Raw genomic sequence first — 15163 nt, 5'->3', positions numbered from 1 at the left:
GTTGGAGGGCTCAAATGGCTGATGGATGTGGTTGCGACCAGCACGCTCGGATGTATCTGACGGTGACAGAGGCTTTGGCTCGCGGACTGGCCGTTGCCGATCCGATTGCCGAGACCGAAACCGTGTCCCTGATCGATGCGACGGGTCGGGTGTTGGCTGAGGATTGCACCAGCAAAGTGGACATGCCCGCCTTCGACAATTCCGCCATGGATGGCTTTGCCGTCCGCACGACTGATCTGGGCAAAGGGCCCGTGTTCAACTTGCCGGTGGCGGGACGCATCGCCGCCGGGGACAGCGGTGCCCATGATACGCCAGCGGGTGCGGCCTTGCGCATTTATACCGGTGCCGCGGTGCCCGCCGATTTCGACGCCGTGCTGATGCAGGAGGATTGCGAGGCCACCACCGGAGGTATCCGATTTACCCGCCGTCCCAAACCTTGCCAACATATCCGCCGCGCGGGGGAGGACTTGAAGGCCGGTGCCCCAATCCTGTCGCAAGGATGCGAGATCACCGCGCGCGAAGCTGCAGCACTGGCTTCGGCCGGGTATGGCGATGTGAATGTATTCCGGAAGCTGAAGGTCACCCTTTTTTCCACCGGTAATGAGCTGCAACAACCCGGTGAACCGCTGGGCCCGGGCCAGATTTACAACTCGAACCGCTATATGCTGCGGGCTTTGCTGAACAAGCCGTGGATTGATCTGATGGATATAGGCCCGGTCGCAGATGACCCCGAGCGGCTGGAGCAGGTGTTGCGGCAGGCCTGCGATGATGCCGATCTCATTGTCACAACGGGTGGTGTTTCGGTGGGGGATGAAGATCACATGCCGCGCCTGTTTGAAGCCGTTGGCGGCCAGATTGACGTGATGAAGGTGGCCATGAAACCGGGTAAGCCGATCATTTTCGGTCGGCGCGGCGACGCGCTTTATGTCGGGCTGCCGGGCAATCCGGTTTCGGCTTTTGTGACATGGCAGATCATCGGGTCGCACATGATGGCACGTCGGGCTGGTCTGCGTCATACGCCGCCAACCCCGGAACAGGCGGTGCTGGCCGAACCGCTGCAGCGCCACGCTGGGCGTCAGGAATACCGTCCGGTCATGATCGACGACACGACTTCCGACGGCGTTCCACGGCTGCGTTTGATGGCACCTTCATATAGCGGCCGGGTTGCGACGCTTGCACAGGCGGATGGTCTTGCAGTCATCCCTGCGGAAACCGAAACGCTGCCACAAGGTCATAAGTTGCCGTTTCTTCGTTTTTGAAACAGATGCCCGGATCAACTTAGGTTTTTGTACATATAGGTCGTAGGCTCTAGCCGGTCCTCAAGCGGATTGCGGCAATAGTCCGGGATCTCTCCGGCGATCTGAAAGCCTAGGCTTTGATACAGGATGCGTGACGGGTCTGTACTGCGTGTGTCAAGCACCAGCAAGGTACGGCCCAGCTGGATAGCCCGGTCCTGAAGCGCCGCCATCAAGACCCGCCCCAAACCCCGGCGTCTGGCGCTGGGGTGAACCAGCAGTTTGGCCACATCGGCCCGGTGTGGCTGGTTGGGCATCGTCGCGGGGATCAATTGCACCGTGCCCAGAATGCGTTCGTTTTCACGAAAGACGAACAGGTCCAGCGAGCCGGTCTGTACGTTGGGCCGCACCCGGTCTTGCCAATAGGAGCGGGCCTGATCCGATGAAAAGGGCAGGATGAACCCGATACTGGCCCCGTCCTGTACACAAGCGTGCAGGATATCGGTCAAGTCGTCCAAGGCGGTGTCAAAGCTGCAAACGTCGATGCGTGTAATCATATCAGCACCAATAGGTACCGTGCCCCACGCGCGGGCGTTGTTTCAAACCGCGTGGGACCCGCAAGGTGATAGCGCAGGCAATCGCCGCCATTCAAATCATGGGCAACGCCGTCTACGGTCAGTTTCAGCGCGCCGTCCAACATGATCAGGTGATGTTCTTGCCCAGGCTTTGGTGGCGCATCGTACGTGATTATCGCATCGGGGGGCAGGTGACCTTCCAGCACCTCTCCGCTAAGCCCAGTGGCGGGCGGAGATACCGAGCGACGGGTAAATCCGGTTTCCGGGTCGCGCCATTCGGGTTGCCGTTCGAACGGTACGCGAGGGTCGAAACTGTCTTCGACCATCATCAGCAGACGCGACATCGGCAGGCCATAAGCTGCACAAAGCCGTCCCAGCGTTTCAGCGGTCGGGCTGACATCGCCCTTTTCCATCCGCGAAAGCGTGGCGCGGCTGATGCCGCTGTGTTCGGTCAGTTGGTCCAGTGACCACCCATGGCTCCGGCGCAGTTCGTTCAGACGGTTGGCGAGGCGGTTCGAGAGATCATCCAGCATGTTCATATGTGAGAATATCGTTCATTATAGAGATTATTCTCCAAAAATATGTAATACGCAATAAAAAAGGGCGCAGAAATTTCTGCGCCCTTCAAAGTGTTAAGATCTCGTGCGCTGGGTTATTTCCAGCCAGCCTCGTTGAAGATTTTTTGCGCTTCAGGAAGGTTCTTTGCGACCTCGGACAGGTTCACTTCATCTGCCTTGAACTCACCCAGTGACTTGACCGAGTCCGCAAGTGCGACGCCGTTCACCGCCGGGAACTCGTCATTGCCGGCCGAGAAATATTGCTGGGCCGAGTCGCTGGCCAGGTATTCCAGGAACAGAACCGCATTGTCCTTGTTCGGTGCATTCGCGGCGACACCGGCCCCGGAAAGGTTCATGTGCGCGCCAGTGCTGTCGTTGTTAGGGAACACCCAGCCGATTGAGTCGATTTCCGACGAAACGCCTTTGACATCTTTGCGGATGGCGCGGGCAAAGTAATAGGTGTTCGACACGGCGATATCACATTCGCCCGAAACAATGCCACGCAGCTGGTCGGTGTCGCCGCCCTGCGGATCGCGCGCCATGTTGGCGACGATGCCTTCGGCCCAGGCTTTGGCGGCTTCAGGTCCTTCGTGGGTGATGATCGATGCCAGAAGCGTTTGGTTATATGTGTTGCTGGACGAGCGGATGCAGACCAGACCCTTGTATTCAGGTTTCGCCAGATCGGCGTAGGTGGCCGGCGGGTTGGCTACGTTTTCTTTGTCGAAAAAGATAATGCGGCCACGCTGCGAAAAGCCGAACCATTGGTTGTCATTGTCTTGCAGATTGGCAGGGATACGTTCTTCGAGCACTGCACTGTCGACCGGTTGCAAAATGCCCGCGTCTTTGGCCCGCGCCAGACGCGAGGTGTCTACTGTCAACAGGATGTCCGCGGGCGAGTTGGCGCCCTCAGCTTCCATCCGTGCAATGAGTTCGTCGGCCTTGCCTTCGATACGGTTGATGGTGATGCCGGTCGCCTCTTCGAAATCAGAATAGAGACGTTCGTCGGTGTCGTAGTGGCGTGACGAGTACAGGTTCAGTTCACCTTCGGCGGCGGCAGAGGTAGCAACCAAAGCCATCAGAGCGGCGGCAACGCAGGTAGAGGATTTCAGCATCATTTGTCCCAACATTGAAAATCGTGGCGGGTATTAACCCGACTGATTTGGTCAATTAAACGATTCTGAGGGGGATGCAAGGAAATCTGACAGATTTAGTTGGTCAAAATGTCGCTCGCCTTTCCTGCTGCGCACTTGCTGTCAGGATCGACGCTGTTTGCTCTGTCTTCCTTCCGGTTGCGGTGGTGCGGGTGACGGCGCCGGCTCAGGTTCCGGATCGTCGCTCAGTACCGGTTCCTTGGTCAGCATGGCCTGAGTTACAGCTTCCATGTATTTTTGCAGCATGACCGGCGGATCGGCCGGTGCGAGTTTGATGGTCAACCTGCTTGCACCTTCCTGACTATAGGCATAGCGCGAGGAATAGCTGGCGTTGACCTGGGCCGCCACGGGCCCCCAGCCGCCTTTCACTGAAGCGCTACCTGATTTTTCGGTCTGTTTGGTCATCGAGATCGCCATTTTGACCTCTATCTCGGCCTCCTGCACCGCATAGAATGCAGGGAGGAATCCCATCGACACGAGGCTGAATTCTTTGGCGGGGCCGTCGGGATTGGAGAGATCGGGAAGCAGGATTTTCTGATCGGCCATGTATTTGGCCATATCAGTCGAGTGGCGATCCAACTCGCTTTGTGATTCAGCGACCGAAAGTGCCAGCTTTTGAACCATTTCTGCAAAGGGAACGTTCAGCAGTTCTTGCCCGATACTCATTGTTCAAACTCCTTTTGAAAAATTTGTGTTCACTCGATGATTTGCGTTTTTGACCGCCTTCGGACCGAAAACGTAACTTTCGATGCGTTCTGGCTGACCGCCTGTTTCTTGGCGTTGGTTGCGATCTGTGCCCTATTGCCATCTTGGCCCAGCCCGACCACGGCCTCGACCTTTACATTGTCGATGGTAAACTCGCTGCTTCCGTCTGAACCGGCGAGAATCTGTTCGCCCAGTGCCTGTGAAAATTCCTGAGCGTCGACAACCTGAGTGTCTTCGTCGCCCGAATTCATTTCTGACCGACCCTGGGCCAACGGGTTTGTTACCGGAGACACCGCGCCCATCAGCATGCCGCCGCCGCCTTCTTCCAGATCGTCAATCCGATTCTGCAGGTCCGAAATTGTTTGAAGCAAAGTGGTCTCGCGCTGCTCCATTGCGGTAAGACGGTCAGCAAGTGACTGCAACAGTGTCGCAAAGGCTTCGGGCAATTCGGTGACGCGTACATCAATAGGTGGCCTCTTGGGGGCCTTAACTGTCTTACGTGCCATCGGTGTCCTCTGGTGACCTGTTGTCATCTACTGGGCCCGGAGCAAAGCGCATGCGCATGGTCGATGCACTTTTGGTGTCGACCGTATCGGTCTGGGTCAACTTCGGTCCCATGAAGATCGAGATGATTGCGGGCCGCTTGCCTTCTTCCGTCTTAGTGCTCATCTCCATTACGACTTTCAATTCCACATCGACATCCTGCATGTGATAGAAAACCGGTGGGATGCCCATGTCGCGGAGCTCCTGCGGGTAGTTCTTTAGGGCGTTCAACTGGTCGAGGCTTAGTTGCTCGGCGGCTTGCGCCACGCTCCTGCCAATATCCGCGACCATATCGGTCAGGGTCGTTCCGAGTATTTCACCGTCGGCCAAGTTGACCTCCCGTCATCGAAAATCCGGAGAACGTTAACACGAGAACGCTCTATCACAACGCGAAATATCAAAATCAAACTTGCCAAGCCCCTTACGGGGCTGAGCGCAGGCAAGAAACGCATAGTTGGAAAACAAAAAAACCGCGCTCGAAGGCGCGGTTTCTTTAAGTGGTTATGTGCGGTTCTTAGCCCTGACGAGCTTTGAACTTGCGCTGCGTCTTGTTGATCACGTAGACGCGGCCTTTGCGACGCACAATACGGCAATCACGGTGCCGGTTCTTGAGCGAGCGGAGCGAGTTCTTGACCTTCATTGGTCTGTCTCCAATCTGCGGCGCCTTCATCAAGGACGTGGCCAGCGCCTGGGTTAGTCGGGTGCCCCGGAAGCCCGGAACAGTGAAATCATGGTGGGCGGTACAAGGATCGAACTTGTGACCCCTTCGATGTCAACGAAGTGCTCTACCGCTGAGCTAACCGCCCACGTCCCGTTGCGTTGTCCTACCCCATAACGAAATGGGGCGCGGAACCCCGCGCCGGTAGCGGGGTCTATAAAAGGAGTCGCAAAGGGGTTCAAGGGGTTTGGTAGAACTATTTTCCGGTCTATGTTCAATGCGAACAAGGAGTCACCATGCCGAACGCCCCCTATGTATTGGACATGCCCGCCAGACGCACGTCATGCGTGGTGTTTTCTTCTCCTCATAGTGGTCGGAGTTACCCTCAAACGCTGTTGAACCGCACGGTTCTAAGTGAAAATGTGATTCGATCCTCGGAAGATGCCTTTGTAGATCAGTTGTTTTCTGCGGCTGCTGACTTTGGCGCGCCGTTGATCTCGGCAGTGTTGCCACGGGCGTATCTGGATCTGAACCGCAGTGCCGAGGAGCTGGATCCGGCACTGGTCCAAGGGGCGCGACGTTCCGGGCATAACCCCCGGGTGGCATCCGGGTTGGGGGTGATTCCCCGCGTGGTGGCCAATGGGCGTGCGATCTATCGCGGCAAGCTGACAATGGACGAGGCGCGCCTGCGCATCGACACCTGCTGGCGGCCCTATCATGCACGTCTCAAATCCTTGTTGGCCGAATCACTCGACGTCTTCGGCCAGGCGATATTGATCGATTGCCACTCGATGCCGCATGAGGCGGTCGCCATGGCCAGCAACGCGAAATCCAAGCGGCCAGATGTGGTGCTGGGGGACAGGTTTGGCGCGTCCGCCTCGATCGAGGTTGTGGATCAGATCGAAGCGGCCTTTGTGTCCGCCGGGCTGAACGTGGCACGCAACGCGCCCTTTGCCGGGGCGTATGTGACCCAGACCTATGGCCGCCCCGCCCGTCAGCAACATGCGGTGCAGATTGAAGTTGACCGGGCGCTTTATATGGACGAGGCCAATATCGTGCCAAATGAGAATTTCGCCCTTTTTCAAGAAATTCTGCGCGACATCATTCAGGAAATCGCCAGCATTGGCGATGATCCGGTTCGCCTGGCGGCCGAGTAAGCTCAGCGCAGCGCGCGGCCTTTCACAATTGCATCATTGCCAAAACGGCGCCGAATCTCGTCGGTGGCGCGTTCGGCCTGTGATCGCTGAGTTGCTCCGGGATCCAGCAAATCGCCCGATATATCGGCCTGCGCTTCGGGGCACAAATCAGACAAGCCAACGCCCAGCAATCGATATGGCCCCTGATCGCCAACCTGGTCGAAAAGGCCACGGGCCGTGCGGTAAAGTCGGTCGGCAATCTGGGTGGCGTCACGCAGGGATACGCGCCGGGTGATGATCTTGTGATTGGCTCGTTTGAGTTTCAGGGTGACAACACGCCCGGCCAATCCTTTGGCCTTTGCCCTGTCCGCCACCTTTTCGGAAAGGCGCCAGATGTGCCCATCCAGAATATCCAGACTGGCGGTATCTTCGAAAAACGTCGTTTCGTTGCTGATGGATTTCATCGGCTCATGGGCCGAGACGCGCCGCTTGTCCTGTCCGCGCGCCAGATGCCACAGCCGATAACCCATTGACCCGAACCGTGCGGTTAGCGCCTCTTGGTCCCAGCGCAGCAGGTCGGAAAAACTGCGGATACCCGCGCGATCCAGCGATTCCTGCGCAGCAGGGCCGATGCCCCAGATCAGCCGCACGGGTTTGTCGTACAGGAACTCAGCCGTTTCCGCCTTTCCGATCACCGAGAATCCGCGCGGCTTGTCGAGGTCCGAGGCGACCTTGGCCAGAAACTTGTTGTGCGACAGCCCGATAGAGCCGGTCACGCCCAACTCATCCTTCATCCGCCGAACCAGCCGCGCCAGCATAACGGCAGGCGGCGCGCCATGCAGGCGCTGCGTGCCGGACAGGTCCATGAACGCCTCGTCCAGCGACAGCGGTTCGACCACCGGGGTCAGTTCGTCCATCATCTTGCGAATCTCGCGCGACACTTCGGCATAGACCGACATGCGCGGCTTGATCACCACCGCCTCGGGGCACAGTTGCAAGGCTTTGAACATCGGCATGGCCGACCGCACCCCGCGAATGCGCGCCACATAACAAGCGGTCGACACCACGCCGCGTTTGCCGCCGCCGATGATTACCGGCTTGTCGGCCAACTCGGGATTGTCCCGCTTTTCGACCGAAGCATAGAAGGCATCGCAATCCATATGTGCGATGGACAGATCAAACAGCTCGGGATGCGCCTTGATCCGCGGGCTGCCGCAGGCAGTGCAGCGCCGTTCGTCGGTCAATTTGGTCAGGCAATCTCGGCAGAGACCGGGCATGAAATCTTCCCGCCTTTCATGCGATTCAATTAGTGGTTTCCTTATACCAGCCCCAGCTGTGGCACGAAATGCCAGCGATTACTGAAAGCAGGGTCATGTCCGAAAGAAGACCCCCCGCGAAGTGGCGGGGGGAGGTGACGGACCTCAGGAAGAGAGGGTCCGCGGGGAGTATCACACCCCTAGAATCGCGCAAAACCGCCAATTTCGATAGGACCGAGGTCACACATGAGAAACTCGTATTTTTCATGTGTGTTTTGGGGCACAGCGGCGATTTGGCACGGTTGGGCCGGAAAGTGACGTTAGGTCAACTGGTTGCAAGCCGTTTCTGCGCGGAAATTCGCTGATTTGGTGGCACTTGTCAGTGATGTGTCAAGGAATTTAACTCAGCAAGAACCGCCTGGGCTGCGGCTTTTGGGTCCTGTGCCTGATAGATCGGGCGGCCAACAACGATGTGATCGGCACCGTCGCTGATTGCACTGGCCGGGGTGGCCACACGCTTCTGATCGCCCAATGCTGCGCCTGCTGGTCGGACACCTGGAGTAACGATCAGACGACCTTCGGCCTGGGGCAGGGCGCGGATTAGCGCGGCCTCTTGCGGGCTGGCGATGACGCCATCGGCCCCGGCCTCTAGCGCGCGTGCCGCACGTTCGACCACCAGTTCCTGCACGTTGCCCTCTTTCAGCAGGCTGGCATCCAGATCGTCGCGGTTCAGCGAGGTCAGGATGGTCACGGCGAGGATTTTAAGGTCCTTGCCCGAGGCACCCTCTTTCGCGGCGCGTACCACATGGGGATCACCATGCACGGTCAGGAAATCCAGATCGAACTGTGCTAACCCGCGCACAGCGTTTTCCACTGTGTTGCCGATGTCGAACAGCTTCATGTCCAGAAAAATGCGCTTGCCGTGATCCTGTTTCAGCTCATTAGCCAGGGCCAGCCCGCCCCCGGTCAGCATACCCAATCCGATCTTGTAGAAAGATACGGCATCGCCCAGCCGCTCGGCCATGGCCAGACCTTGCAAGGCGTTTGGAACATCAAGGGCAACGATCAGGCGGTCATCGGACATGGGGCAAGCTCCTTTTTGGCAAACGTCTGCGTCCTAACGGGTTCCGCGCCTTGTGTCCATGCAGGACCGATGTTTGATCGAAGTCGCATTCCTCATGACTGAGTGTGCTATGGTCCTCCCGTTACAAAGAACATTTAAGATGGGGGACTCATGAAACAGTTTGCGGGTGTGGGGTTTGTTTTGTCTTTGGTTGGCTGTCAGCAAATGCCGTTGCAGCCAGAGGCCGCAGATACGGTCATCAGATCCCCGACCAATCAGGACCTGCGCCTTGTGCGCGGCTATCGTTCGACCGACGATGATTGCCAGTTGACCGGCGAAACGGCCTTTACCGTCGATTTTCTGGATGACGCGGCTGATCTTGTGTCCTGCCCCTCAGGCAGCGATGCGGCGCAATCATTGGTCGACATGTATAATGCACGGCAAGTCGCAAAAACCGGAGGGTATACAGTCTATTCCGTACCGCGCCGTTAAGTGCGGAATCTGCGGCTTAGCCTCTTGAACCGTCAAAGATATTTCCCAGATTGAATGTGAGGCCCAGACCGACGCGTGCCGCCAAGCGGGCGCATCACATTCAGGGCGCTTGAGATAAAGGAGAATGCTATGGACTTGAACAAGTTCACCGAGCGGGCACGGGGGTTCGTGCAGGCGGCGCAGACGATTGCGCTGCGCGAGGGGCACCAGAGGTTGGAGCCCACACATATTTTGAAAGCATTGATGGATGATGATCAGGGGCTGGCCAGCAACCTGATCACTCGTGCAGGTGGCGCGCCGAACCGCGTGGTCGAGGCGCTGGATGCTGCGATGGCCAAAATCCCGAAGGTCAGCGGCGACGCAAGCCAGATTTACATGGACGGCCAGACCGCCAAGGTGTTGGACGAGGCCGCCAAGATTGCCACCAAAGCGGGCGACAGCTTTGTGCCGGTCGAACGCGTGTTGATGGCACTGTGCATGGTGAAATCCAAAGCCAAGGACGCTTTGGATGCTGGTGCCGTGTCTGCGCAAAAGTTGAACGAAGCGATCAACGATATCCGCAAGGGTCGCACCGCTGACAGCGCGTCGGCGGAGGAAGGTTATGACGCGCTCAAAAAATATGCGCGCGACCTGACCGAGGCTGCGGCCGAGGGCAAGATCGACCCGATCATCGGACGGGATGAGGAAATCCGTCGCTCGATGCAGGTTCTGTCGCGTCGTACCAAGAACAATCCGGTTCTGATCGGGGAACCCGGCGTCGGTAAGACCGCGATTGCCGAAGGTATGGCCCTGCGCATCATCAATGGTGATGTGCCGGAATCGCTGAAGGACAAGAAACTGCTGGCGCTGGACATGGGCGCGCTGATCGCCGGTGCGAAGTACCGCGGTGAATTCGAAGAACGCCTCAAGGCTGTTCTGACCGAGGTCACCGAGGCCGCCGGTGAGATTATCCTGTTCATCGACGAGATGCACACATTGGTCGGTGCAGGTAAATCCGACGGCGCGATGGATGCCGCCAACCTGATCAAGCCCGCGCTTGCACGGGGAGAGCTGCATTGCATCGGTGCAACCACGCTAGACGAGTACCGCAAATACGTCGAAAAAGACGCGGCCCTTGCGCGACGGTTCCAGCCAGTGATGGTGCAGGAGCCGACGGTCGAGGACACGATCAGCATCCTGCGCGGTATTAAAGAGAAGTACGAGCTGCACCACGGTGTGCGCATCTCGGACTCGGCACTGGTATCGGCGGCGACCCTGTCGCATCGCTATATCACCGACCGGTTCCTGCCTGACAAAGCTATCGATTTGGTCGATGAGGCGGCGTCGCGTCTGCGGATGGAGGTAGACTCCAAGCCAGAAGAACTTGATCAACTTGATCGTCAGATCCTGCAGATGCAGATCGAGGAAGAAGCGCTGAAGCTTGAGGATGACGCAGCCTCCAAGGATCGTCTGGAAACCTTGCAAAAGGATCTGGCCGACCTGCAGGAGAAATCCGCCGAGATGACCGCCCAGTGGCAGGCCGAACGCGATAAGCTGGCAGGTGCGCGTGATCTGAAGGAGCAGCTCGACAAGGCGCGGGCTGATCTGGAGATCGCTAAGCGCGAAGGCAACCTCGCCAAGGCGGGTGAGCTGTCCTACGGCGTCATCCCCGAGCTTGAGAAAAAGCTGACCGAGGCCGAGAACGCCGAAAGCAACGCCATGATGGCCGAAGAAACGGTGCGTCCGGAACAGATCGCTTCGGTGGTCGAACGCTGGACGGGTATCCCGACCTCGAAAATGCTGGAAGGTGAGCGCGAGAAGCTGCTGCGGATGGAAGACGATCTGCATTCCCGCGTGATCGGTCAGGATGCGGCGGTGACTGCCGTGGCCAACGCCGTGCGCCGTGCGCGTGCTGGCCTGAATGATGAGGGTCGCCCCTTGGGTTCGTTCCTGTTCCTCGGGCCGACCGGCGTGGGTAAGACCGAGCTGACCAAGGCCGTGGCAAACTTCCTGTTCGACGACGACAACGCGATGGTACGCATCGATATGTCCGAGTTCATGGAGAAACACGCGGTCGCCCGTCTGATCGGTGCCCCCCCGGGCTATGTGGGCTATGACGAAGGCGGTGTGCTGACCGAAGCCGTGCGGCGCCGGCCCTATCAGGTTGTGTTGTTTGACGAGGTCGAAAAGGCGCATCCGGATGTGTTCAACGTGCTGCTGCAGGTTCTGGACGATGGTGTGCTGACCGATGGTCAGGGCCGCACCGTGGACTTCAAGCAGACGCTGATCATTCTGACGTCGAACCTCGGCTCTCAGGCGCTCAGCCAGTTGCCCGAAGGTGCGGACAGTGCGCAGGCCAAACGCGACGTGATGGATGCGGTCCGGGCGCATTTCCGGCCGGAATTCCTGAATCGTCTGGACGAAACGATCATCTTTGACCGGCTCAAGCGGGCCGATATGGATGGCATCGTTGATATCCAGATGGCACGCCTGCAGAAACGTCTGGCCGCCCGCAAGATCGAGCTGGCACTGGACGATGGCGCCAAGGAATGGCTGGCGAACGAAGGCTATGATCCGGTCTTTGGTGCGCGTCCGCTGAAACGCGTGATTCAGCGCGCACTTCAGAACCCATTGGCCGAGGCCCTGCTGGCCGGCGAGATCAAGGACGGCGAGACTGTCCCGGTGACCACCGGAGCCGAAGGTCTGATCATCGGTGACAGGCTGGGCACGTCAGATCGACCCCGCCCGGACGATGCCGTGGTGCATTGATCTGAGATTGGAAACCAGAAAGACCCGCCAAACTGGCGGGTCTTTTTTTTACACCTTGGCAAAATGCCCATTCAGAAAAACAGCGATTTCCGTCAGCGAGGCATCGGCTTCGGGTATCTCCGGGTAAAACTCGAACACGTGCCACATGCCCTCCCATACACGCAGGGTGCAGTCGGCGCCGGCCTGTCGCAGCAGGCGATCCAGACGCACGCAACCGCTCAACAAATGATCGCGGGTTCCCGAAGTCAGAAAGACGGGTGGAAAGTCTGCGTCGAAGGGGCCGTAAATCGGAGATACGTCGGGGGCTGTCAGGTCGACCTCTTTGCCAACATAACAGTCACGGAAAAAGTCGATTTCAGACTGATTTAGAAACGGGTCGCGATCTGCCAGTCCGCTGTCCCCGTTGTTCTGCAGGTCGACAAAAGGTGAAAGCAGGGCCAGTGCCGTTGGTAACAGAACGCCATTTGCGCGCATTCTGTGGACTGCAGCCAATGCAAGATTTCCCCCGGCAGATTCTCCGCACAGGCAAGCCCCAGGCGTTTCGGCCAGTACAGACGAGATGACTGCGGTGCAGGCATCAAGGGCCGCCGGGTATGGCGCTTCGGGGGCCAAGGGATAGTCCGGTGCAATCACAACCGCGCCGGTCTTGGCCGCCAGCCAGGCTGAGATTGGCAAATCCTCAAACGGGCTGCCAAGGGTAAAGCCGCCGCCGAACAGATAGACCAACCTGCGGCCAGGGCGCGGTTCGGCAGGAGTGATAACCATGCAACGCACACCGCCAATTGTTTCATCGGACAATGCAACGCCGGACATTTCTACGGCTGCGGTACAACTGTCTGCGTAATCCTCTCGCAACATAGCCCGCATTTCGGGAAGAGGCTGCGTTAGATCCCGAATTGCGGCTTGTTCGGCATAAGATGCAGCCTTGGCACTGATTGCGGCGGGGGCGGGCATAGGTTTGTTTTTTCTGTGGTTCATACCATTGATATCGCAATGTCAGCAGGCGCAAGGGATCTAATGGATGCAGGTATACTTTGACGGTTTCCCCAAAAACACCGCACTACGTCTGTCGATCCATTGCAAAGCCTGCACGTTCCGGGCCTGAATTGCAAAGCTTAGCTTTGTTGGGAACGTTCTGAAGTCCACGCCTACAGGCGACTACGTTACAATCTCGTCGCTCAATCGTGACGCTCATTACCTTGGCACTGTGCTATCAGCGATCTACCTCATACCCGAGGTGTTTTGACAACGGAGACATACATGGCGCATCGCTGGACCAATACATTGACACATGCGGACGTCACCCCAAGGGCGGCGTTTTTGAACCGGCGTCAGGTTATGGCCGGGCTGGCAGGTGTCGGACTGGCGGGGATGGCGCGCGGCGCGACGGCGCAAGAAGCGCTGGAGCCGAACACCTGGGAAGAGATCACGTCTTATAACAACTTTTATGAATTCGGGACTGGCAAGGATGATCCTGCCAAATATGCCGGTGCGCTGACCACCGAACCATGGAGTGTTAAGATCGACGGTCTGGTCGACAATCCGGGTGACTATGACTTTAAGGATATCATGTCTGAGATGACGGTCGAAGAACGCATCTATCGTTTCCGGTGTGTCGAGGCCTGGTCGATGGTGATCCCGTGGAACGGATTCGAACTGGCTGATCTTCTGAACATGGCAGGTGTTCAGGAAGGGGCCAAATACGTGGCCTTTGAAACCGCCTTGATCCCCGATGAGATGCCGGGCGTGCGCTACCCGATTCTGGAGTGGCCTTACCGCGAGGGTCTGCGCTTGGATGAGGCGATGCATCCGCTGACCATCATGGCGACGGGTATTTATGATCGGCTGATCCCAAACCAGAATGGTGCGCCGCTGCGTTTGGTGGTGCCGTGGAAATACGGCTTCAAGTCGATCAAGTCGATCGTGCGGATCACTCTGACAGAAGAAGAGCCACCCACCAGCTGGAACATGTCGGCGCCACGTGAGTATGGCTTCTATAGTAACGTGAACCCGAACGTGAACCATCCGCGCTGGTCGCAAGCCTCGGAACGTGAAATCGGCGGCGGTCTCTTTGCCAAGCGTATACCAACCCTGATGTTCAACGGCTATGAGAACGAGGTCGCCGGGCTGTACGAAGGCATGGATCTTTCGCAATACTATTAAGTCTATGCAGCAGGTGAATCATATATTACGCCGTATTCCCGCTTGGGCGGTCTACCTGATTGGGGCGCTTCCAGCGCCCTGGTTGTTTTACCAGGGGCTGACAGGCGGATTGGGCGTAAACCCGATAGAGGCGTTGGAGCATCGGTACGGAGAGTTGGCGTTGCAGCTTCTGATTGGTGTGCTGGCGATTTCTCCTCTGCGGCGTTTCCTTGGCCTGAACCTGCTGAAGTTCCGCCGCGCCCTTGGGGTTCTGACCTTTGCGTATGTCACGCTGCATCTGTTGGTGTGGCTTGTGTTGGATGTGCAGGTGCCCAGCCAGATTTGGGCGGATATCGTTAAGCGCCCATATATAACGGTCGGCATGGCCGCTTTTGTCTTGATGCTGCCGTTGGCGGTGACGTCGAACAATCTGTCGGTGCGGAAATTGGGTCCGCGATGGCGCAGCTTGCAGCGCCTGGTGTTTCCCGCGGCGATTCTGGGTGGGTTGCACTATGTCATGTTGGCCAAGGGCTTCCAGATTGAACCGCTGGTCTATCTGTCTGCAATCGTCGGCCTGTTGCTACTGCGTTTGCCTATATCCGGTGTGCTGACTCGGTCGCGTCAGGCCGATTCCATCTGACTCGGCGCTGAGTCTATGGGTAAGCCTGTTCAAAAGCTGAGATTCGAGGTGGGATGCGCTGCGTGTTGCGGGTTTCGTGGAGTATGACGTTATTTAAGCTTATGATTTATATGGGTAAAAATTAAATCTGCGGTTTTTTGCGAGTTTGTCGAATTTTCCACTTGCGGGTTGTTTGGGTAAACCTTAGAACCCCCTTCACCGGCGCTGCTGAGGCGGTGTTGGGACGCTGGAGACGGCGGAGACGCTCAGGAGAGACTGGGGG

The 15163-nt window shown here is 57.9% G+C and carries 16 protein-coding genes and 1 tRNA gene; 6 read left to right on the top strand and 11 right to left on the bottom strand.

Going from position 1 to position 15163, the window contains the following annotated elements:
• Positions 1–14: 14 nt before the first annotated feature.
• Positions 15–1259, top strand: coding sequence for a molybdopterin molybdotransferase MoeA (locus tag ACR0AJ_RS19915; RefSeq protein ID WP_480741725.1), 1245 nt, complete (start codon positions 15–17; stop codon positions 1257–1259).
• 14 nt (positions 1260–1273) lie between these two features.
• On the opposite strand, the gene ACR0AJ_RS19910 is transcribed toward ACR0AJ_RS19915, so the two are convergent.
• The 8 genes from ACR0AJ_RS19910 to ACR0AJ_RS19875 all read right to left on the bottom strand — a co-directional run bounded on the left by ACR0AJ_RS19910 (position 1274) and on the right by ACR0AJ_RS19875 (position 5572).
• Positions 1274–1792: an N-acetyltransferase family protein gene (locus tag ACR0AJ_RS19910; RefSeq protein WP_480741723.1), complete on the bottom strand. Its 519-nt coding sequence runs from the start codon at positions 1790–1792 to the stop codon at positions 1274–1276.
• Positions 1789–2343, bottom strand: coding sequence for a helix-turn-helix domain-containing protein (locus ACR0AJ_RS19905; protein ID WP_480741721.1), 555 nt, complete (start codon positions 2341–2343; stop codon positions 1789–1791). The genes ACR0AJ_RS19910 and ACR0AJ_RS19905 overlap by 4 nt, the downstream gene beginning before the upstream one ends.
• 119 nt (positions 2344–2462) lie before the next feature.
• Positions 2463–3479, bottom strand: a complete 1017-nt coding sequence (locus ACR0AJ_RS19900) for a Fe(3+) ABC transporter substrate-binding protein (RefSeq protein ID WP_170352060.1) — start codon at positions 3477–3479, stop codon at positions 2463–2465.
• A gap of 141 nt (positions 3480–3620) precedes the next feature.
• Positions 3621–4184, bottom strand: a complete 564-nt coding sequence (locus ACR0AJ_RS19895) for a hypothetical protein (protein WP_170352013.1) — start codon at positions 4182–4184, stop codon at positions 3621–3623.
• Positions 4185–4213: 29 nt separating this feature from the next.
• The gene (locus ACR0AJ_RS19890; protein ID WP_170352012.1) at positions 4214–4729 is read right to left on the bottom strand and encodes a hypothetical protein; all 516 of its coding nucleotides are present in this window, start codon (positions 4727–4729) and stop codon (positions 4214–4216) included.
• Entirely contained in the window at positions 4719–5096 is a 378-nt protein-coding gene (locus tag ACR0AJ_RS19885; RefSeq protein ID WP_170352011.1) for a hypothetical protein, read from the bottom strand. Before ACR0AJ_RS19885 ends, ACR0AJ_RS19890 begins: the two co-directional genes overlap by 11 nt.
• Before the next feature lie 184 nt (positions 5097–5280).
• On the bottom strand, positions 5281–5406 hold the full coding sequence (gene ykgO / locus ACR0AJ_RS19880) for a type B 50S ribosomal protein L36 (RefSeq protein ID WP_008755722.1): 126 nt from the start codon (positions 5404–5406) through the stop codon (positions 5281–5283).
• 91 nt (positions 5407–5497) lie between these two features.
• Positions 5498–5572 (bottom strand) — tRNA-Val (locus ACR0AJ_RS19875).
• 148 nt (positions 5573–5720) lie between these two features.
• Here ACR0AJ_RS19875 and ACR0AJ_RS19870 point away from each other — a divergent pair.
• Positions 5721–6581 carry an N-formylglutamate amidohydrolase gene (locus ACR0AJ_RS19870; RefSeq protein ID WP_480741719.1) on the top strand — a complete coding sequence of 287 codons (861 nt, stop codon included), beginning with the start codon at positions 5721–5723 and terminating at the stop codon, positions 6579–6581.
• Between the two features lie 2 nt (positions 6582–6583).
• On the opposite strand, the gene ACR0AJ_RS19865 is transcribed toward ACR0AJ_RS19870, so the two are convergent.
• Together ACR0AJ_RS19865 and pyrF are read right to left on the bottom strand one after the other, a co-directional pair.
• Complete coding sequence (locus ACR0AJ_RS19865) at positions 6584–7837, bottom strand: DNA polymerase IV (RefSeq protein ID WP_480741717.1); 1254 nt, start codon at positions 7835–7837, stop codon at positions 6584–6586.
• 358 nt (positions 7838–8195) lie between these two features.
• Positions 8196–8900, bottom strand: a complete 705-nt coding sequence (pyrF, locus tag ACR0AJ_RS19860) for an orotidine-5'-phosphate decarboxylase (protein WP_170361982.1) — start codon at positions 8898–8900, stop codon at positions 8196–8198.
• A gap of 150 nt (positions 8901–9050) precedes the next feature.
• Here pyrF and ACR0AJ_RS19855 point away from each other — a divergent pair, with 150 nt between their 5' ends.
• Both ACR0AJ_RS19855 and clpB read left to right on the top strand, forming a co-directional pair.
• On the top strand, positions 9051–9371 hold the full coding sequence (locus ACR0AJ_RS19855; RefSeq protein ID WP_170352007.1) for a hypothetical protein: 321 nt from the start codon (positions 9051–9053) through the stop codon (positions 9369–9371).
• Positions 9372–9500: 129 nt separating this feature from the next.
• On the top strand, positions 9501–12119 hold the full coding sequence (gene clpB, locus ACR0AJ_RS19850) for an ATP-dependent chaperone ClpB (protein WP_170399974.1): 2619 nt from the start codon (positions 9501–9503) through the stop codon (positions 12117–12119).
• A gap of 48 nt (positions 12120–12167) precedes the next feature.
• Here the strand turns inward: clpB and ACR0AJ_RS19845 are convergent, their stop codons facing one another.
• Positions 12168–13073, bottom strand: coding sequence for an alpha/beta hydrolase (locus tag ACR0AJ_RS19845; protein WP_480741715.1), 906 nt, complete (start codon positions 13071–13073; stop codon positions 12168–12170).
• A 306-nt stretch (positions 13074–13379) separates the two neighbouring features.
• On the opposite strand from ACR0AJ_RS19845, the gene msrP reads away from it, so the two are divergent.
• A complete protein-coding gene (msrP, locus tag ACR0AJ_RS19840) occupies positions 13380–14282 on the top strand; it encodes a protein-methionine-sulfoxide reductase catalytic subunit MsrP (protein WP_480649336.1) in 903 nt (300 codons plus the stop codon).
• A 4-nt stretch (positions 14283–14286) separates the two neighbouring features.
• A complete protein-coding gene (msrQ, locus tag ACR0AJ_RS19835) occupies positions 14287–14901 on the top strand; it encodes a protein-methionine-sulfoxide reductase heme-binding subunit MsrQ (protein WP_170352003.1) in 615 nt (204 codons plus the stop codon).
• Positions 14902–15163: the final 262 nt, after the last annotated feature.

The organism is Ruegeria sp. CJ9 (assembly GCF_056536625.1).
The sequence above is the reverse complement of the archived record's forward strand: the minus strand, read 5'-3'. Positions and strand labels throughout refer to the sequence as shown.